The sequence below is a fragment of the Paenibacillus sp. FSL R5-0470 genome (genome assembly GCF_037975205.1).
In the GTDB taxonomy this organism is placed as follows: Bacteria; Bacillota; Bacilli; order Paenibacillales; family Paenibacillaceae; genus Paenibacillus_AQ.
On sequence record NZ_CP150238.1, the window covers coordinates 2,238,197 to 2,258,029 of the forward strand.

General features: G+C 42.5%; 15 protein-coding genes. 9 read left to right on the forward strand and 6 right to left on the reverse strand.

Annotation, left to right across the window (positions count from 1 at the left end; genetic code table 11):
* Positions 1-69: 69 nt before the first annotated feature.
* Complete coding sequence (locus MKY99_RS09510; protein ID WP_339270114.1) at positions 70-999, reverse strand: MerR family transcriptional regulator; 930 nt, start codon at positions 997-999, stop codon at positions 70-72.
* 247 nt (positions 1,000-1,246) lie between these two features.
* Between MKY99_RS09510 and MKY99_RS09515 the strand changes: the two genes are divergently transcribed.
* Positions 1,247-3,028 (forward strand): methyl-accepting chemotaxis protein, encoded by a 1,782-nt coding sequence (locus MKY99_RS09515; RefSeq protein ID WP_339270116.1) that lies wholly within the window; start codon positions 1,247-1,249, stop codon positions 3,026-3,028.
* A 417-nt stretch (positions 3,029-3,445) separates the two neighbouring features.
* Here the strand turns inward: MKY99_RS09515 and MKY99_RS09520 are convergent, their stop codons facing one another.
* Both MKY99_RS09520 and MKY99_RS09525 read right to left on the reverse strand, forming a co-directional pair.
* Positions 3,446-4,336 carry an NAD-dependent epimerase/dehydratase family protein gene (locus tag MKY99_RS09520; RefSeq protein WP_339270118.1) on the reverse strand — a complete coding sequence of 297 codons (891 nt, stop codon included), beginning with the start codon at positions 4,334-4,336 and terminating at the stop codon, positions 3,446-3,448.
* Between the two features lie 505 nt (positions 4,337-4,841).
* Positions 4,842-5,741, reverse strand: coding sequence for an RNA polymerase sigma factor (locus tag MKY99_RS09525; protein ID WP_339270120.1), 900 nt, complete (start codon positions 5,739-5,741; stop codon positions 4,842-4,844).
* Between the two features lie 182 nt (positions 5,742-5,923).
* Between MKY99_RS09525 and clpP the strand changes: the two genes are divergently transcribed.
* Together clpP and MKY99_RS09535 are read left to right on the forward strand one after the other, a co-directional pair.
* Positions 5,924-6,505, forward strand: a complete 582-nt coding sequence (clpP, locus tag MKY99_RS09530; protein ID WP_042186692.1) for an ATP-dependent Clp endopeptidase proteolytic subunit ClpP — start codon at positions 5,924-5,926, stop codon at positions 6,503-6,505.
* 18 nt (positions 6,506-6,523) lie between these two features.
* Positions 6,524-6,733 carry a hypothetical protein gene (locus MKY99_RS09535; RefSeq protein ID WP_339270122.1) on the forward strand — a complete coding sequence of 70 codons (210 nt, stop codon included), beginning with the start codon at positions 6,524-6,526 and terminating at the stop codon, positions 6,731-6,733.
* Positions 6,734-6,772: 39 nt separating this feature from the next.
* On the opposite strand, the gene MKY99_RS09540 is transcribed toward MKY99_RS09535, so the two are convergent.
* Positions 6,773-7,780 (reverse strand): LacI family DNA-binding transcriptional regulator, encoded by a 1,008-nt coding sequence (locus MKY99_RS09540; protein ID WP_339270123.1) that lies wholly within the window; start codon positions 7,778-7,780, stop codon positions 6,773-6,775.
* A gap of 260 nt (positions 7,781-8,040) precedes the next feature.
* Between MKY99_RS09540 and MKY99_RS09545 the strand changes: the two genes are divergently transcribed.
* Complete coding sequence (locus tag MKY99_RS09545) at positions 8,041-9,762, forward strand: alpha-glucosidase (protein ID WP_339270124.1); 1,722 nt, start codon at positions 8,041-8,043, stop codon at positions 9,760-9,762.
* A 68-nt stretch (positions 9,763-9,830) separates the two neighbouring features.
* Here the strand turns inward: MKY99_RS09545 and MKY99_RS09550 are convergent, their stop codons facing one another.
* Positions 9,831-11,717 carry an LTA synthase family protein gene (locus MKY99_RS09550; RefSeq protein ID WP_339270126.1) on the reverse strand — a complete coding sequence of 629 codons (1,887 nt, stop codon included), beginning with the start codon at positions 11,715-11,717 and terminating at the stop codon, positions 9,831-9,833.
* A 352-nt stretch (positions 11,718-12,069) separates the two neighbouring features.
* On the opposite strand from MKY99_RS09550, the gene MKY99_RS09555 reads away from it, so the two are divergent.
* The 3 genes from MKY99_RS09555 (at position 12,070) to nspC (ending at position 16,448) form a co-directional block, all read left to right on the forward strand.
* Positions 12,070-13,560 (forward strand): stalk domain-containing protein, encoded by a 1,491-nt coding sequence (locus MKY99_RS09555; protein ID WP_339270127.1) that lies wholly within the window; start codon positions 12,070-12,072, stop codon positions 13,558-13,560.
* Positions 13,561-14,102: 542 nt separating this feature from the next.
* Complete coding sequence (locus MKY99_RS09560) at positions 14,103-15,302, forward strand: saccharopine dehydrogenase family protein (protein WP_060624451.1); 1,200 nt, start codon at positions 14,103-14,105, stop codon at positions 15,300-15,302.
* A gap of 9 nt (positions 15,303-15,311) precedes the next feature.
* Positions 15,312-16,448 (forward strand): carboxynorspermidine decarboxylase, encoded by a 1,137-nt coding sequence (gene nspC, locus MKY99_RS09565; protein ID WP_339270130.1) that lies wholly within the window; start codon positions 15,312-15,314, stop codon positions 16,446-16,448.
* Positions 16,449-16,497: 49 nt separating this feature from the next.
* Here nspC and MKY99_RS09570 read toward each other — a convergent pair whose 3' ends face one another.
* Entirely contained in the window at positions 16,498-18,027 is a 1,530-nt protein-coding gene (locus tag MKY99_RS09570; protein ID WP_339270131.1) for a stalk domain-containing protein, read from the reverse strand.
* Positions 18,028-18,323: 296 nt separating this feature from the next.
* Between MKY99_RS09570 and MKY99_RS09575 the strand changes: the two genes are divergently transcribed.
* Together MKY99_RS09575 and MKY99_RS09580 are read left to right on the forward strand one after the other, a co-directional pair.
* Positions 18,324-18,947, forward strand: coding sequence for a deoxynucleoside kinase (locus MKY99_RS09575; protein WP_042186703.1), 624 nt, complete (start codon positions 18,324-18,326; stop codon positions 18,945-18,947).
* Positions 18,944-19,597, forward strand: a complete 654-nt coding sequence (locus MKY99_RS09580; RefSeq protein ID WP_339270133.1) for a deoxynucleoside kinase — start codon at positions 18,944-18,946, stop codon at positions 19,595-19,597. Before MKY99_RS09575 ends, MKY99_RS09580 begins: the two co-directional genes overlap by 4 nt.
* Positions 19,598-19,833: the final 236 nt, after the last annotated feature.

Sequence of the window (19,833 nt, forward strand, 5' to 3'; positions counted from 1 at the left end):
TCATCATATTTTTTGATGATAATAGAAACGCTCTCCAATGCCATGATGGGCAAAGGAGAGCGTTTTGTTTTAAGCTCTCTTTTTTACAGGTTCGAGCAGATTTAATACATACTCATTTCCGCTGCCTTTGGGACTATCGTTACGGATATGCTCTTCAAGACATAATCTTGAATCGTGGTCAGCTTGATAATCAAGGTTATTATCCAAAAAACTCATCAGTGCTTGCCATGAGCCGTAGATATCATCACTGCTTTCCGTCATCGCATAGAGACCGCCGTCGAACCGCATCTCTTTAAGGTGGCTTGGTATTTCTACATTTTCAGGAATGGAGGCACAGAATCCATAGCCATAAGGGTTATTCTCACCACTAGGATGCGGATTTGTATTCCCGCCAAATAAACGTGCCGTCCCCAAGAGGTGGCTAGCTTCCAACCATTCCAAGACAGGTAGCATAGCTTCATCCTCTGGGGATGTACTGACTGCAATGTTATAAGCAAATCTCATAGTTGGAAGTGTAATGAATCTTACATGGATAGGTGGAGAGTGTTTAATTGTTGTCATAGATAGAACCTCCTCATTCTCATTCAAATCATCCAATGTATTGCATGATTCTTCATTCAGCTCTAATAACAAATGGTTAGTTATGGACTCCTCCGTACGTGCGGATATTAATTGTAATAAGAAGCGGATTTCGCGATCTTTTTGTGTTAGCTTGGATTTCTCATTATGAATTGAAGCGGATTGCTGAAGAAGTGTTTCATACAAGGACTGTACGGACATGTTCTTTAGAACGGTTCCGATATCTTTAATACTAATATCAAGCTTTCTTAATAATGCAGTGATTTGAATGGCAAGAATTGCGTGCTCATCATAAATTCGCCAACCCGAGCTAGCCTCACGGTGGCTTTCAAATAATCCTTGTGCTTCCCAGTGACGCAACGTCCGACTCGTCAGTCCGATTTGCGTAGAAAGCTTATCAATGGTCACAAATCCACTCATAGACAACTCCCGTTCTATTGATTGATAAGGCGCCCTATAAGAAGTATTTTAGCACTTAACGTTACGTCAATTGCAATAGGATAGTTGTGAACGTGTACTCGACAAAATTTACATTTCTCATACAAAACTGTGTCTGGTATTTAATGTACAGCTTCTACAATTTAGATATTAGTAAAAAGTACCTATTGCCATATGAGGCTTTATACGGAGGATGATATTGTTGAAGGCTAGGTCTATGCATCTATCAATGAAGTGGAAGTTGATCTTGAGTTTTTCTGCCGTGGTACTATTCTTTCTAGGGGTAGCGCTATACCAAAACTATAAAATCAATCAAGTAGAAATCTCTATGGAAACACAAAAAATGGAGATGGAAAAAAGAATTACAGTATCCACCATTACTCAACTGCTTCAAGAAATGAACAGTGTGGAGACCTCTCTAGCGGGTTCTAGCGATTTAGAATTTACCCAACCTTTTAAAGACAAGCAGACAAAGCTAATGGAAGAATTGGGTAAAGTGAAGTTTGAAGCAGATTCGCCAGCGTCTAAGGAGTTAGAACAGTTACATAATCAAGTTGGAGGATATACAGGCTATTTTGACGGATTAGTGAATACCCTAAAGGATGAGCAGCTTGATCCCATGGCCGTTCTGGAACGAATTGATGAATTACATACGAAGGCATTGGCTATGAATAAAGCTATGCTGGAGACCAATGAGAAACTATATACAGCAGCAGCAGAGAACGCAGAAAAGGCTCAAGACTATTCTTTTGATTTGTTAAATCTGACTAGTTCTATGGGGGCTTATGCAGCAATACTAGTATTCATTTTCACACTTATTATTGCTGTTATGCTTATTCGTTCCTTCCTGAACCCTATAAATAAGCTGCAAGTTGCTCTACGTAATATTGCTGAGGGAGATTTGCGGCAGCAGATTAATTCGCCATATAACGATGAGCTGGGAAGTCTGAGTCATCATTTCGACCATATGGTGTTGCGGGTTCGAGAGATGCTTCAGCAGACCCAATCGGTAGCTTCTTCGCTCGCGACTTATTCGCACTCTTTTCAACAATCTTCATCGATCACCGCTCATACGAATCAAGAAATCGTAAGCACAATACAGGAAATCTCTGTAGGCGCTGAGCAGCAAGCCGGACAATCTGAGCAGAGCGCAAGCTTGATTCAGGAATTGGAACGGGAAGTTCATGAAATTACGGAATATACCGAGGTTATGCTCTCGACAAGTCAAACGGCTAATCACAATACTCGAAAAGGTTCCGAGTCCGTCATCGCTTTGCGCGAGGTATCAGAGCACTCACGTGAGTCTGTGAATAAAGTATATCTTGCTTTAACCAAATTGAGCGACCAATCGAAGGATATCTCCAGAATTACCAAATCGATCACAAACATTTCAAACCAGACCAACATTCTCTCACTAAATGCAGCGATTGAAGCAGCGCGGGCGGGAGTTTATGGGAAGGGCTTTGCTGTCATAGCAGATGAAGTGAGACAATTATCTGATCAGACCAAAGAGTCCTCCGTACATATCAGTCAGATTATTAACGAGCTGCAAGCAGGGATGGATGAATTTCAGCAATATATGCTGGAGACCAAAGGAAATCTTGAAGAGCAGGATCAAAAAGTGGCAGAAACGTTGTCGTCTTTTGAAGCGATAGATCAGTCGATCGTTGAGATTAGTAAGCAGATTGGGCAAATCCATGACAAGGTAGATATGACACAGACTATGAATCGTAGACTCGCAGAGTCTGTTCACAACGTGGCTGCCATTGCTGAGGAAACTGCGGCAGGGGTTCAGGAAGTGAATGCCTCTAGTGTGCAGCAGGACAACGCGATCCACGACATTGCCCGCCAAGCCGTTGAGATAAATGAGATTTCGCAAAAATTATTCAAGGAAATCAACGTCTTCAAGATTAATTCGGACATAGCAGACGAGATTATCGCTGGAGATGACAGTGACACATCTGGCGATGAAACACCTGAAGAACGCTCTTATTTGACAATCTCCGCATAGGGGAAGATTTGATTGACTGCCCGCACATCGGAAGCGACTTGATTCACTAATTCTGTAACGTAAAAAGGTAGCTTAGAGGAGAGATTCTTCTAACTACCTTTTTTGCACTTTAAGTGTATTTAATGCAGCTATTGAAGGATGTGTTTTCCTTAAAGAGTGTTTAGTTGTATTTAGTGCAGTTATTTCTCCGAGAAATGACTGTCAGTGGTGTTTAGCTAGTTTTTAATTGCAATGAATACAACTAAAGTCGAGAATAAGCTTGGCTAGCTTGATTTAGTTGTATAGAGTGCAGTTATCTGAAATGTTCGCAGAGGTTTTGTGAAATGAAAAAGCTACCACCTTCGCAGAAGATATCTACTTAGGGGTAGCTTTTGTCACATAGATGAATGAGTGAAGAGGGCTTGTGTGTGGGAGAAGTTATTCCTCGTAGGTTTTGTTCAGAGAGCTAACTAGCTCTGGGAGCCAGTTCTTTAGATTGAGAAACTTGTACCCCGCCGACCGGGCTTTTGTCGTATCCATAAACCAGGATTGTTCAATTCCGAAGGGTGACATATGCTCGTCTGCGGTTTGCTTCTGGATGATGGCGTGTTTCTCTGTTTCTTCTGCAATCATTGTGAGAATATCCTTAATTCTAACCGTACCGTCTGAACAAGCGTTGAACGGTCCTGTCATAGTAGAGCTGCAGCCTAGCCAATATAGGAAATCAGCAGCTTCATCCGAACGGATAAAGGAGATATGTGCTTCGGGATTCGGTATACCAATCGGCAACTCATTACGGACATGCTCAATATGAAAATGAAGTCTTCGCGTATAATCATCTATGCCCAGCACAATTGGAAAGCGAACCGCAGCGACTGGAAAGCTAGCCTGCTGCATGAAGACGGCTTCCGCCAGTCTTTTTCCTTCTTGATAGGTGAAATCATTTCGCCCTCCGTGGCGGATAGGGTGAGTTTCAGGATCGAAAATGTCCTCGGTCAGCGCTTCTTCGCTGAAATCATAGACGGATAAACTTGAGGTGAGGATATACCTTTTCGTTTTACCATCAAAAATCCGGCGTGCCTGATCCGCTTCGTCCGGTGAATAACAAATATTATCGAACACGACATCCCATAGTGTATCTCCTACCGCCTGAGCGAGCTCGTTTGCTTGGAAACGGTCCGCATGGATCCGTTGAACGTGATCTCCAAAGGAATCGCTAGTTTCCCCGCGTGTAAGTATTGTTACGTCGTTTATGGAATCTTGTAGCAATCGTTCAACTAACCTTTTTCCAAAAAAGCGCGTGCCGCCTAAGATAAGAATTTTCCTCATAAAATATCACTCCTAACTAACATTAATGTTTATTTATAAGTCTAATTAAAGGTTTCCGTAGCAGGGGAATTGTACCTTCAAGAGTGATGAGTGGTGATGAATGAAGCATAAAGATATGTGAGGAGATTTCATTAGTGTGATTGTACTTTATGCAATAGAATTTAAACTATATAGGACATTATTTGATTCTATTGCACTTTATACAATCAAAAGATGAGAAATTGACTTAAAAGTCACTTTTATTAAGAATCTATTGCAGATAGTGCAGTAGATTCGTTTTTTAGCGTTGATTTCATGGATTCTGTTGCACATTTTGCAACGTCACTAGCTCAAAGCTAAAACATCACCCAACTATACAACTCATCAAACTGACCTAACTCACAAAACATACCTATCTCATCAAACTCATACTTTTCAAAACTAATATTTGTTCGGTTATAACGTAACGTAATGTGCTTCATTTAGCTAAGCTTACTCCAGTATTACTAGATAGCGTCACGAAAGACTAAGCCACCATCCGCATTCCTGGCTCGGAATAGTTCCAGCCCATAGAGCTGAATCCGCCAGATTGGAAAGGTTGAACGCTTTGGAAGTTTTGGCTGGACACGGCCATTAGAGTTTCTTGACTTTCATCTGCAAGGACAAGCTCAATCAACTCGGCGATTTGTCCTTGTTCATAGGCGGATGCAAGACGATTCAAGGCAATCTGTAGTTCCGTATCCTGCAGTATGGAGGGGCCGTTAGATTGAAGAAGCTCTTGTCTGACTGAACGGAGGGCTTGCCGAGCTCGATGCAGAGCAGCTTTGATGGCTCCTTCTGTGGTGTCGAGGATTTCGGCAGCTTCGCTTCCGGAGTGCTCGAATACATCGCGGAGCAGGAACACTGCTTGCTGCAGTGGAGACAGATGCTTCTGTAAGGCTTGAAAAGCAGCCTCAATCTCAAATAAACCATACTCTGCTGCTTCCTCTGTCCGTGGTTGATCCATTTCCAGCACTCGTGACAACGTGGCTTTTCGCCGCATAATATCTGTCCAGGTATTTCTGGCAATCCGCAGGAGCAGTGCTTCGGGATTGGGGTGATTCGTTAGTGTTGTGGAATTTGTACTACTAGTAAGATTTGACTTGTTCATATGATCTGAATTGTTCATATGATCTGAATTGTTCAGTTGACCTGTATTGTTCATTTTGCCTGTATCGTTCATTTGGTTGTGTTCATTCATTTCCTTCGAATGTTTGGAAGTCCTCATATAGCCCAGTGCTTTGACCCACGTATCCTGAGCCAAATCTTCGGCTTCCCACGGGGATTGTGTCAGTGTAAGGCAATACCGCTTCAGGGCCATTTGCAAAGACGTGGTATGATTCTCATCCGGTTCATGGCCGGCGCTAAGCTTCTCAAGGCTGGTCACTCTGCATAACCCCTTTTCCGGTAAAGTGCTTTCGGTTACTTCTAATAATAAACGAATGAGCTCCAAATTAAGATACGCAATAATAAAAATAATATTTTGCCCGCTTAACGTATCCTATCCATAGACTAATCCGTTTACAGGGTAGATTTCAAATAAAATAAACGGATGGAGGTCGCATACGCATGGCGTACATTCCTTATGTCATTGAACAAACGAATCAAGGGGAAAGATCCTACGATATTTATTCGCGGCTCTTAAAGGACCGAATTGTGTTTGTAGGGGCGGAGATTGAGGATCAATTAGCGAATAGTGTTGTTGCCCAATTGCTGTTCTTATCAGCTGAGGATCCAGATAAAGATATACATATGTATATCAATAGTCCAGGGGGCTCCGTAACAGCGGGATTAAGTATTTATGACACAATGCAGCTCATTAAACCGCAAGTAAATACGATCTGCACAGGTATGGCGGCTTCCTTTGGTTCACTTCTATTGTTAGCTGGGGCTAAAGGTAAACGTTATGCGCTGCCGAATAGTGAGATTATGATTCACCAGCCACATGGTGGTGCGCAGGGGCAGGCCAGTGATATTGCGATTAGAGCCAAACGTATTTTGAAGCTACGGGAAGTGCTTGTCCAGATTACAGCGGACCGAACCGGACAGACGGTGGAGAAGGTACAACAAGACATGGATCGGGATTATTTCATGTCAGCCGAGGAAGCAGTGGAGTACGGGATTATCGACAAAGTTATCACAAATCTGTAAGTCGAAGGAGTGAAGTGAATGATGCTGGAAGCTTTGCAGGGCAAAGAGGTAACCATTTATTTTGTAGATGGCTCTAACGCTAGAAAAGGCATTTTGGAAACGGTAACTGAGAAGTTTATCAAATATCGGACAGAATTTGAGGAGCTTTATATTCCCATAACTTCCGTCTGTTCCATTACACTAGATACTAAAGGACGGGAACGCGCCCGTGTAGGATTTACACAATAACCATTATCAGATTTTAAAATAGGGTTAGGGAAGCTTTCCCTAACCCGTACTTTCACGAATTGCCAAATAATGAGCTACATTTGCATGATGCTGAATACCAGTCTCCCCTTTAATCAGCTTGATTAAAGTTCGGGTAGCAGTCATTCCAATCTCCGTTCCGGAGTATTCCACCGAGGACAGCTTGGGACGAACGACAGAAGCGATAAAGCTATTATCGAATCCGAACACCGCAACATCCTCTGGCACCCGAATACCGTTATCAATCAGAAAATTCATCGCCCCTACAGCTATCCAATCTGTGGAGCAAAAAACCGCAGTAGGTAGCTCCCCGCTATCCTTAATCCGGCGCATAGCGTCACTTCCATCTTCTACGGCCATTCCACTTTCTACTACCCATTCTTCTCTTAAGGTAATGCCTGCATCCATAAGCGCTTGTTGATAGCCGCGATATCGATCGCCACCCACTGCATTATCTCCAGATACCCGGATCATGCCGATACTTCTATGTCCTTTTTGAATCAGATAAGTAACGGCTTCATAGGAGGCGGTAACATTATCCAGATGGACAGAAGGGATCGAATCAATCTGAGATTGTTCTCCAACTAACACGCAAGGTGACCCGGATTTCTGGATAATCTCCAAGTGCTCCTTACTCGGAACCGAGCCTACATATATATAACCCTCAGTCCCCATATGGTGGAATAAGTTCAAATAATGAAGTTCACTATTAACACTTCCGTCTGTTAACCCGACCAAAACATCATAACCATATAGCTCGGCGAGATCACGTATGCCAATATTGAAATCATCAAGCACGGTATTACTGTTCTGCGGAATAATGACACCAATCAGAGGTGTATCCGGTCTACCTGCATCTGAACCGATGACATTAGGACGGTAATTCATTTGTTTCATGGCTTCCAATACACGCTTACGAACTTCCTCGTTTACCGGTTTGCTGTTATTGACAACCCTTGAAACGGTAGCTATTGAAACGTCAGCCATTTTGGCTATATCTTTAATTTTTACCTTCAAGAATATCACCATAACTTTCCAATCTTGTATTCGTTCTAGAATATATCGCAAGCATATCACGGATAGCTTCAAGAATCCAAAAGATTGTTATTGACCAGGAAAATAAAAGATCCTATAATGATCGCATAGGAAAATAATTTCCTTGAATAAACTCTAAATAGATAGTTTTTTAGTCGATAATCTTAAGTTTTATTATGAAAATCACTAATTTGTGAATTAAGTAGGAAAATATTTTCCTAAGAGGGTATATGAATACGAAGGAGCTGCATACATTGAACAGAACATGGTGGAAAGAAGCCACAGCGTATCAAATTTACCCACGGAGCTTTATGGACAGCAATGGCGATGGTGTTGGAGATCTGCAGGGAGTCATCTCAAAACTTGATTATTTACAGGACCTTGGTATTAATGTCATTTGGATCTGTCCTATTTATAAATCCCCGAACGATGATAATGGATATGATATTTCAGATTACCAGGATATTATGGCGGAGTTCGGCAGTATGGCTGATTTCGATCAGCTATTAAGCGAGGTTCATGCACGGGGCATGAAGCTGATTCTGGATCTTGTCATTAACCATACTTCTGACGAACATCCTTGGTTTGTAGAAGCACGTTCCAGCAAGGATAATGCGAAACGCGATTATTATATTTGGAGAGATCCTAAGGACGGTAAGGAACCGAATAACTGGGAGAGTATTTTTAGCGGTTCGATCTGGGAGCTTGACCCTGCTACAGAGCAATATTTCATGCATGTCTTCTCCAAAAGACAGCCTGATCTCAACTGGGAGAATCCTGAAGTGCGTCAGGAATTATACGGTATGGTCAATTGGTGGCTAGATAAAGGGATCGACGGCTTCCGAGTGGATGCTATTTCACATATTAAGAAAATTCCAGGTCTTCCTGATCTGCCAAATCCAGATAATCTTCCGTTCGTTTCGTCCGGCGCGGGTCATATGAATCGGGAAGGAATTCACGATTTTCTTCAGGAGCTGAAACAGGAAACATTTGATCGTTATGACATTATGACCGTTGGTGAAGCGAGTGGTGTTAGTGTCGATCAAGCGGAAATGTGGGTAGGCGAGGAGCAGGGCAAATTCAATATGATTTTTCAATTCGAGCATTTAGCTCTTTGGAATAAGAGTGTTACGGGTGGCTTGGATGTTCTGCAGCTGAAATCAGCACTTTCCCGCTGGCAAAAAGGTCTTGAGGGTAGAGGCTGGAATGCATTATTTATCGAGAATCACGACCAACCACGTTCAGTTTCCACTTGGGGAAATGATGGCGAGTATTGGAAGACATCGGCCAAATCGCTGGCTACAATGTATTTCCTAATGCAAGGAACACCGTTTATTTATCAAGGTCAAGAAATTGGGATGACTAATGTACGATTTGATTCCATGGATGATTATGATGATGTGGCGATGAAGAACCTGTATCGTTTAGAGACAGAAGCCGGAAAATCACATGAAGAAGTCATGGAGGTTATCTGGAAGAACGGTCGCGACAATTCTAGAACGCCAATGCAATGGGATGACTCTGAGAACGCTGGTTTCAGTAGCGGCAAGCCTTGGATGAAGGTCAATCCTAATTTCACGGAGATCAATGTGGAGCGTGCGAAGCAGGATCCTGATTCCATCTATCATCATTATAAAAAGCTAATCGCACTTCGGGCTGCTAATCCTATTACCGTTTATGGAACCTATGATTTGATCCTGCCTGAAGATGAACGAATCTACGCTTATACTCGTACACTTGGCAATGAGAAATTGCTGGTCATGTCAAACCTGACTTCAGAGGAAGCGCTGTTCGACCTTCCGTTTGATTTGGAATTTGACTCCAGTGAGTTGCTGTTGAATAACTATGAAGTTGACCCTGCCGAGAAGATCGAGACAGTGGCATTACGCCCTTACGAATCTCGTGTGTATATGCTGGTTAACGCGCCTGTAGAGCAAGAGGCAATTCTTAAGAGTGTGCCTGCAACAACGGTTTAATTATTTTAATAAATGCAAGAATGCCCCTCGGCCAATGGCTAAGGGGCATTCTTTTTATTAATTATCAATTATTTGCTCTGTTCGCCATCATCCGTAGAAGATAAATCCGGCCGTTGCAGAATATAACTATTAGACATATTCAGGAGCCGCTGAACGGCATCAAATTGCGCTTGTGTCGAACCGCCCTCAGTTTCAGAGCCGTCGATTAGGTTATAGTTATTTCCATCATCGTAATCGACACCAGTCAAGTACAAGCTTGTGTCATTAATAAAAGAACCAGTAGGAAGAAAATGTCTAACAGGTAGCAGATTGGTCTGTTGATTCATCAGATCTTCTCCGAAGTGGAGCTGGTCCTTCATAGAAATACCTAACAGATTAGCTACAGTTGGTAAGATGTCAATCTGACCGCCAGTTTGGGTATACACAGAAGGTTGGTCTATACCCGGGGCATGAACTATGAAAGGAACGTTGAACATATCGGTATATCCATACTCGTGTCCGACCATTTCTTCCATTAATGATTTCTCATTGCCGTCAAGGGAATACAGGGATACACCTTGATGATCTCCGTAGAAGACAATCACGCTATCGTCCCATAACCCGCTGGACTTCAGTTCGTCTAGAAATTGTCCCATGGCGTAATCCGCATAATTTTGGGCTAAAATATAGTCGCCGACTAAGGTCCCTTCGTACCGTTTAGGCAGCGTCATTTTAAATTTAGATTCTGGCATTTTATAAGGGTGATGAGCACTCATAGAAATGACCATCGCGTAAAAAGGATCGTCTTTCGCATCCATTTTGACTAATTCAGGAACAGTCTTGGCATACAGCACCTCATCGGAAGATCCGAATGCAATATGATCATCATCTCCATAGAAGGACTGATCGTAGTATTTATCAAAGCCTAGCACCTTGTATAAGGTTTTGCGGTTCCAGAATTCTACGCTATTGGTGTGAAAGGTGGCCGTGTTATATCCATTAGCTTTCATCAGCTTAGGCAGACTTGGAAGTTCCTTAGTCATATAGTTGGACGAAGTGGCTACTTCGTGATGAGGAACATATAGAGAGGTGTTCACAACAAACTCAGCATCCGATGTTGTTCCTTGCCCCGCATTTGTATAGAAGTTATTGAAATAATGTTCGCTTGAAATAAGTTTATTTAGATTGGGAGTTACTTCCTGTCCGTCAATGCTTAAGCCAAGCAGGAAATTCTGAAAAGATTCCATTTGCACTACAATGAGATTTTTACCTTGAGCCGCTGCCCAATACTTTGGAGAGACTGGCTCCGTAATCCCCTTTGTAGCGTCCACAGACTGCTGCGTAATTTCTTTGCTGTCGATCATTTCTTTCTTTTCTGTGGTGTCGGCAAAAATGGTATATACCTCGTAATTGAGAATCCCCATACGCTCTGCCTTTTTGTTCTCGTTCATACTGGCATGATTCGGCCAAATATTAAAGACACATATCGCAAGTGAAACACTGATGATCCCAAGCAAGGCGGTTCGGTTCATACGCCGGTTCATGCCTCTTTCTTTCCAGATCGCAATATATTTGGGACGGAACATAAAGAACATGAAGACTACAATATCCACAAAAATGAACAAATAGTAAGGATCCAGCAAGGAGTATGTGCTTTCTCCGACCTTGGTTACCTTATCTGCCTGTTGCAAAGCATGGTAAGTAGCAATTATGCCGTAATACTTGTAATACATCAGGACGGCAAAATAAATCACTGAAATTAATAAGTTCGCAATCATGTAATACAGAAACTTCCGTTTGGAAGCCATCCACTCAATGAGTCCAAAGACGATAAAGAAAAACGGGATCTCTGTGAGCAGCATGCTCCAATTAGGGCCGTCACTAAATACTACGAACCAGGCCACTGCGCATTTTAAGAGCAGGATGAAGCTAAAAATTAGAAAGGGCTTATTTTTTATTTGAAAATCTTTTTTCACTCGTAATCATCCTCTCTGGTGCAAAACACACTAAAATCCTGCATAACTCTGTATGTTGTGGGAATCCGTTGCAATATGCCGATGCTTATTATGCTCTTGAAGTTTTAGTGTGTCAAAAGACGGACGAGAGACCTAGAGCGCAGCAACAAGCGATTTATGCCATATAAACAGTTAAAATCAGCTTCAATCCTAAACTACAAGTTAAAGCGTATAAATTGATTTAAAAAATTACAGTTTCTCGCAACTTTACATAATATTCCACAGTCTATATAAGAAGATTGAATACAGTGGGGGTCTCTATTGTTGCAGATCAACAGTTTGACCCTACCGATTCTAAAAGGAGTGATCTTAAGTGGGAAGACAAATTTCAAGCATTAAAATTCAGATAAGACGAATAGGTAGTGCGGTTGTTGGAGCAGCTATTATCCTAGCTGTAGTCTCACCATTATTCGTAAGAGCGGAAAGTGTTGTGAATTTCCCGGATGAAAAGAAGTTATTGTCTGGCATCACAGGGCTGGATGCGGGGGATAGAAGTGCTTATGCCATCACTGCGGATGGAACAGCCTGGGCTTGGGGTGGTGGATACGGCTCTATTGGTAATGGGGCAACCACGCCAGCGTATACTCCAGTCAAAATGCGCATCGATCATGTTAAGCGAGTTTCAGGTGGCTACCGTCATAATTTGATGTTGAAAGACGATGGAACAGTGTGGGCAGTAGGGGGGAACGAACATGGACAACTTGGTAATGGAGCGCAGTCCTCGACAGTCCTTGTAGAGCCGGTTCAAGTGAAGGGGCTAACGGATGTGATTTCTGTTTCAGCAGGAGACACATTTAGCTTAGCGCTTCGCAAAGACGGAACGGTATGGGCGTGGGGAGGCAATGAGCAAGGAGAACTCGGTGATAATTCGGGGAAAAACGGGCTAACACCGGTGCAGGTGAAAGGACTACCCTCCGTTTTAGCTATAGCTGCAGGATCGAATAATTCAGTGGCACTTGGAAACGGCGGAGAGGTGTGGGTATGGGGCTCATCTAAAACTAGAGGCATTAAAAAGGATGCGGTTCTAAAGCCTACCCTACTTAAAGGCGGCGGGGAGTATAGAGGTGTTGATACTGATGGGTGGAATGGAGTAGCTTTGAGATGGGATGGTACCGTTTGGTTATGGAATAATTACACAGATATGAATCCGGGTGGAACTTTACAGCCGATTCAGATTCCAGGACTCACTGATGTCGTATCGATGACAACGGACTCTGCAGTAAAATCCGATGGAACCGTATGGCAGTGGACAGTTGGCGATAAGAATAAGATGAATGTTAAACAGATTAGTGGTATTCAAAATGCAGTTTCGATTACCAGCGGGAACAGAAATCATTATGTGCTCTTAAAAGACGGTCATGTTCTTGCATGGGGGACGAATGAATTTGGACAGACTGGGTTGGGGGTTAGAGATTTTATGATTGACACGCCTCAGCCAGTGAAGAAATCGATAGAGGTCCTGTTGAACAATAGTAAAATGGATCTGACCATGCCTCCTTTACTGCTCAACAATTCTACTTACGTTCCTTTAAGAGGAATATTTCAGCAAATGGGAGTGGATGTACGTTGGGACGTTCCATCGAGATCAGTTATTGCCGTGAAGGAATCTACCTCTACTACGCTGATCATAAATTCGGTTAATGGACAAACGACAGTGAATGGAAAAGTGATAGCCACAGATCAAAAGCCAGTCTTTATTAATGATAGTGTATATGTACCTTTAAGACTGGTGAGTGAAATGTTAGGCGCTAAGGTAGAATGGGATGCCGAAGCTTATGCTGTTCAAATCCATTCAAACCAATAAAAAACAGCTCGAAATTCTTAATCATGATGCTGATGAATATTGGATCAATGGGACAACGTATAATAACCCCAACGATCATTCAATTAGGGTCTTGAAACGGATGGGCATAGGAACAACGGTAATATTGGGACAAAAACGGGTAAGAGTATATATTACGGCCTCTTTATATTCATTGCAGTGCTGTTGATCGGAAATGGTGAATGGCCGTTCAGGATGCCGCTAAACCGAACGTCTTAAGGCGGAATTGAAAGGATGGTGAGGTTTCTCATTGAACCTAAAATAAATCGTATGAAGTAGCCCCCTATTGTGATAGAATAATCTAGTTGTCCTAGTTTCCGGAAATTTACTCCATTCCAGCGATTTTCATTAGATATATAGGTGGATAATCGAGGAAATATGAGCATTCAAGAGTATTAACAAGAATCCTTGAAGATTTTACACAATAAACATCATTTTTTGTCGGTTTTTATTGATTTATTCAAAAATATTATGTATAATCAGCCTTGTTGATTTTGCAAATGGAATTTTAGGAGGTTTTTATTTTGGGAAAAGCGTTAATTATTGGCGCTGGCGGTGTTTCCAGTGTTGTTGTTCACAAATGCTGCCAGAACCCGGATGTATTTGAAGAGATCTGCATAGCTAGCAGAACTGTCGCGAAATGTGACGCTCTGAAAGATAAATTAGCCGGAGGCCGCACGAAGATTTCTACTGCTCAGCTCGATGCAGATAATACGGACGAAGTCATTGAACTGATCAAGAGCTTTGAGCCGGATGTCGTTATTAATGTCGCTCTCCCATATCAGGACCTGACAATCATGGATGCATGCCTGGCAACAGGAGTGCACTATGTGGATACTGCCAACTATGAACCACAAGATACAGCGAAATTTGAATACTCCTGGCAGTGGGCTTACAAAGAAAGATTCGAAAAAGCAGGCCTTACCGCGTTGCTTGGTAGTGGATTTGATCCAGGTGTAACGGGCGTGTTCACAGCTTACGCTCAAAAGCACTATTTTGATGAGATTCATACCATTGATATTGTAGACGCCAATGCTGGTGATCACGGATATCCATTTGCAACAAACTTTAATCCTGAAATCAATATTCGTGAAATTACAGCCAATGGCCGCTATTTCGAGAATGGCGAGTGGATTGAAACTGCACCGCTTTCGGAGAAAAAAGTATACGATCTTCCGGAAATTGGTCCAAAAGATATTTATCTTTTGTATCATGAAGAATTAGAGTCTTTGGCCGTTAACATCAAGGGTGTAAAGAAGATCCGTTTCTGGATGACCTTCTCGCAGAATTACCTGACTCACTTGAAAGTGCTTGAGAATGTGGGCATGACTTCTATCGAGCCTATCATGTATGAAGGAAAAGAGATCGTTCCTCTGCAATTCTTGAAGGCTATTTTACCGGACCCAGCTTCCTTGGGACCAAGAACAAAAGGCAAAACGAACATTGGATGTATCATCCAAGGAACTAAAGACGGAAAGCCAAAAACTTATTATGTATACAATGTTTGCGATCATGAAGAGTGCTATGCAGAGGTTGGCTCCCAAGCCATTTCCTACACTACAGGCGTTCCTGCAATGATCGGAGCGATGTTAATTATAAAAGGTATCTGGAAGAAGCCGGGCGTATTCAACGTTGAAGAGTTCGATCCAGATCCATTCATGGAAGCTTTAAATAAACATGGTCTGCCTTGGCAAGAAGATTTCTCGCCAACGCTGTTAGACTAAGGCGCGATAATGGATATAGATATCAGCGCGGTCCCGTCACCATGTTACCTTGTAGATGAAAGATTGCTTACACGTAATCTTGAGATTATGAATTCTGTACAGGAACGCACTGGAGCGAAGATTTTGCTCGCGCAAAAAGGCTTCTCCATGCATTCCTTGTATCCGTTAGTTGGGAAGTACTTGCATGGTGTAACCTCAAGCTCCTTGTTCGAAGCCAGACTTGGCTATGAAAAGATGGGCAAAGAGGTTCATGTGTACGCACCAGCTTATATAGATAGTGAATTTGATGAGCTCCTTGGATACTCCGATCACATTGTGTTCAATTCTTTTGACCAGTGGAATCGATTCAAGGATCGCGTTAAGAATGCACCGAAACACATCAGCTGCGGCATTCGAGTGAATCCGGAATATTCCGAGATCGAAGTTCCGCTGTATGATCCGTGCTACAATTATTCCAGAATGGGAGTAACTCTCCCTAACTTCAGACCGGAAGAGCTTGAGGGCATTGATGGACTACACTTCCATACCATGTGCGAACAGAATTCGGATACACTTGAGCGTACGCTCAAGGTAGTCGAAGAGAAGTTCGGACCTTATCTCAAAGGAATGAAATGGCTTAATTTCGGTGGCGGTCATCATATTACACGCCCTGATTATGATCTGGAGACCCTGGTGAAGTGTATTCTACACATGAAAGAGACTTACGGTGTGGAAATCTATCTGGAGCCGGGAGAGGCAGTAGCTCTCAATACCGGATATCTGATAGCTACCGTTCTTGATGTGATGCATAACGGGATGGACATTGCGATTCTCGATACCTCAGCAGAGTGCCACATGCCGGACGTACTGGCTATGCCGTACCGTCCGAACATTATCGATGCTGGACAACCTGGGGAATTTCCTTATACGTACAGATTAGGTGGAATGACTTGCCTTGCGGGAGATGTTATCGGAGATTATTCCTTCAAGGAGCCTTTGAAATACGGCGACAGACTCGTATTCCTTGATATGGCCCATTATTCCATGGTGAAGAATCATATGTTTAACGGTGTGAATCTGCCTTCTATTGTTAGTTACAATGAAGAAGAGGGGATCAAAGTAATCAAACAGTTCGCTTTCGAAGATTTCAGCGAACGTTTATCTTAAGATTAATAAAAAGGTGTCCCGTGATGGGACACCTTTTTTTGATTACTCCTTATTGCATCGTGATGGCGATGCGCTCCTCCTGTGGGAGCCACTCAACCTTTGCTCCGAGTTGCTCACTTATAAAGCGAAGTGGCAGATACATCGAACCGTTTACGATGAAGGGTAGTGTAGGAAGATTTACGGTTTTATTGTTCACCATTGTCGCTCCAGTTACACCGTTAATACTAATGGCGAGAGCCGGTTTATCTGTAGCGGTTCGTGTGATCATAATTTGTTTATCTATTGTTTTCGCAGCTGTAATGTTCTCTTTATAGGTAATTGTGGCTCCTAATTTTTCGAACAGCGATCGAAGCGGGACGAAATTTTGTCCGTTTCGAGTAATAACTCCATTTGAGAGTGGGATAGATTCTCCGTTTAAGGAGATCGAAATAGGCTTTTGCACTGGAACGGGCCCGGCATGGCTGAATTCATAGTCGCCATAGCCCAGCTGTGCGTCCTTATTGACGCCCCAGCCCCAGAGTGAGCCGTCTTTCTTTTGCATGATGAGATGTCGTCCGCCTTTCTTTAGGCTACTTACTTCTTTCTCGAGAAGTGTAAATTTTGAATCTGCTGGCATCATTTCGTTTTCAATAGAAGTTTGATAGACGTTTCCTTCCCCGGTTAATGCAACAATAGAGCGCTCTACGATGTAAGCATCAACTACATTCTTGATCCCTTTTAGAAGAATCGGTGGTTGTTCATGATAGGCTGTTCCGTCTGAGGAACCTGTAATGGTAGCGCCCCAGAACCATAATTGAGAGGACCCATCAATGGCTAATAGGCTGTTCTGATTTCCTTTTAAACTTTTAATATTACTGATTCCCTTGAGAGGGGTCGCAGATAGATCTATTGGAGCTCCCTGGTTCTTGTAATAATCTTGGACTGGCCAACTCCATATGGAGCCGTCCTTCTTAAGTGCAAGATTGTTTTTGATTTGAATAATATCCGTTAAATTCTGGATGGTTTCGAAGCTTTCGAAGTCATCGCGTGTAGTAGAAACAGTTCCATCTTTCTTTAAGAACACGTAACGTGTCCAGCTCTTATGAAGATCAGACTCATAGTAACCGCCCACAGCAGCCACGTTATCGACGCCGGAAACGGGTGTGAACGCGGAGGTAGTGAGTCCATCGGACGAAAGGGGGGCGCTTAGAATCGTCCCGTCTCCCTTAAGGGCTATCGTTCTATTTCCGGTCATGAATATATCGACCAGATTGTCTAGCTCTTGAACGGGGGTCACTTTAACAGCTTCAGAGTATGCCGATGTTCTCCATTGCCAGACCGAAAGGTCTTTCTTCATTACATATTGGGAACCAAAGTATGCTTGTATCTCATTCAGGTCATGGATTTGCGTGGGGACGGAGCGATTACCGCCCCATACCCAGAAGGAACCATCTGTTTTGGTCAGATAATCCGCGCCATACGAAGTGAGGTTGGTAGTCGTGGTTGTGTTCTCTGCAGCTGCAGCTGCAGCTGCGCTTACGTTACAGGCGAGGCTTAATACTAGAAGAGCACTAACCATGCTGATCCATTTTTTTTTCATAGGAATACCTCTCTTTTTCTTATTAGATAAGTTTGATATGTTCACGATATAATCCATTATCTTACATTTAGACGCTAGAACTACTGGAAAAGTTTCTTCATATTTACCCGCTCACAAGAAAGGTCTCATGTGATACAATAATTTAGTCTGTTTTAAATAAAGAAAGTATAAGTTTCACACTATACTTTATCCTTATATTTCTCGCATACACACTTACCGTCCTTATAAAGACGCCGAAGGCGTTTATGCTTGATTAGCTATTGAAAGGTTCGTATCTGAGGAGGAAGTCAGCGTCAATGAGACATGCACCGTTTATTGCAGTGGAAGGCCCAATTGGGGCTGGAAAAACAACATTAGCGTCTATGCTAGCAGAGGAGTTAAATTTACCGATCATTAAAGAGATTGTCGATGAGAATCCGTTTCTAGCTAAATTTTATGAGAACATGGACGATTGGAGCTTTCAACTGGAGATGTTTTTTCTCTGTAATCGGTATAAACAGCTTGAAGATACCGTTACACAATACATAGATAAAGGGATCCCGGTCATTTCGGATTACCATATTTATAAGAACCTGATCTTTGGAGAACGAACGCTGAATGGAACGAAACGTGAAAAGTATCGGCAAATTTATCATGTGCTTACGGATGACCTGCCAAAGCCAAATATTATCCTCTATATTAAGGCCAATTTAGATACGTTATTAACCAGAATTGAAAAACGTGGGCGGCCCTTTGAAGAGGGGATGGATACTGCGTATTTGGAGCAATTAATTAAAGATTATGATGACGCGATGGCCGCTCTTGCGATTCAGGAGCCTTCGACCGTTATTATTACCATTGATGGAAATGCAGTCGATTTCGTGGAGAATCCAGAACACTTCACTGAAATTGTCTCTTATATAAAGGAGCTAATGAAATGAATTCATATCATATCCCGGAAAATGCCATAATTACCGTGGCTGGAACTGTCGGGGTGGGGAAATCCACTTTAACAGGCGCCTTGGCCAAAAGACTTAATTTTCAAACCTCGCTAGAGCAGGTCGATCACAATCCTTATCTCGAAAAGTTCTATCATGATTTTGAGAGATGGAGCTTTCACTTGCAAATCTATTTTCTTGCCGAACGTTTCAAAGAGCAGAAGAAGATGTTCGAACTCGGCGGTGGTTTTGTTCAGGACCGTTCCATCTATGAAGACACCGGTATTTTTGCGAAAATGCATGCAGATCAAGGTACAATGTCCAAAACGGATTATGAAACCTACACCAGCTTGTATGAAGCTATGGTTATGACGCCTTACTTCCCGCACCCTGATGTGTTGATTTATATTGAAGGCAGCCTGCCTTCCATCCTGACCCGAATTAATGAACGTGGCCGTGAGATGGAAATTCAAACGGATGTTTCCTACTGGGAGCATATGCATGGCAGATATTCGAAATGGATCAACGAGTTTACGGCTTGCCCAGTGCTTCGTTTAAACATTGATGATTATGATGTAAATGATGAGGCTTCGATGTCTGATATTCTTGTGAAGGTGGGCAATGCGATTCGTAAGCCTGATGATAAAATATAATAATTGATGATTAAAAGCCCCCAGGATTTGGGGGCTGTTTTTTTATGAGATTAGAAAGCGAATTAATTGATTTAAACTGAGTTTGAGGGATGATTTGTAAAAATAAAAAAGACCCAAATCATAGATATGGGTCTAATAGGGAAGTGTCAGTTGTCCTAGTAATAAAATACGGAAAGTAATCCAAATTGGTGTGGACATTGTAGTATGTTCAAGGGTGACACCCTATATTTAAAGCC

What these genes read in the sequence shown, in the direction of transcription:
- MKY99_RS09510 (WP_339270114.1), bottom strand. Translation starts at nt 999, where the DNA reads ATGAGTGGATTTGTGACCATTGATAAGCTTTCTACGCAAATCGGACTG.
- MKY99_RS09580 (WP_339270133.1), top strand. Translation starts at nt 18,944, where the DNA reads ATGAATTCATATCATATCCCGGAAAATGCCATAATTACCGTGGCTGGA.
- MKY99_RS09535 (WP_339270122.1), top strand. Translation starts at nt 6,524, where the DNA reads ATGATGCTGGAAGCTTTGCAGGGCAAAGAGGTAACCATTTATTTTGTA.
- MKY99_RS09515 (WP_339270116.1), top strand. Translation starts at nt 1,247, where the DNA reads ATGAAGTGGAAGTTGATCTTGAGTTTTTCTGCCGTGGTACTATTCTTT.
- clpP (WP_042186692.1), top strand. Translation starts at nt 5,924, where the DNA reads ATGGCGTACATTCCTTATGTCATTGAACAAACGAATCAAGGGGAAAGA.
- MKY99_RS09575 (WP_042186703.1), top strand. Translation starts at nt 18,324, where the DNA reads ATGAGACATGCACCGTTTATTGCAGTGGAAGGCCCAATTGGGGCTGGA.
- MKY99_RS09540 (WP_339270123.1), bottom strand. Translation starts at nt 7,780, where the DNA reads ATGGTGATATTCTTGAAGGTAAAAATTAAAGATATAGCCAAAATGGCT.
- MKY99_RS09570 (WP_339270131.1), bottom strand. Translation starts at nt 18,027, where the DNA reads ATGAAAAAAAAATGGATCAGCATGGTTAGTGCTCTTCTAGTATTAAGC.
- MKY99_RS09520 (WP_339270118.1), bottom strand. Translation starts at nt 4,336, where the DNA reads ATGAGGAAAATTCTTATCTTAGGCGGCACGCGCTTTTTTGGAAAAAGG.
- nspC (WP_339270130.1), top strand. Translation starts at nt 15,312, where the DNA reads ATGGATATAGATATCAGCGCGGTCCCGTCACCATGTTACCTTGTAGAT.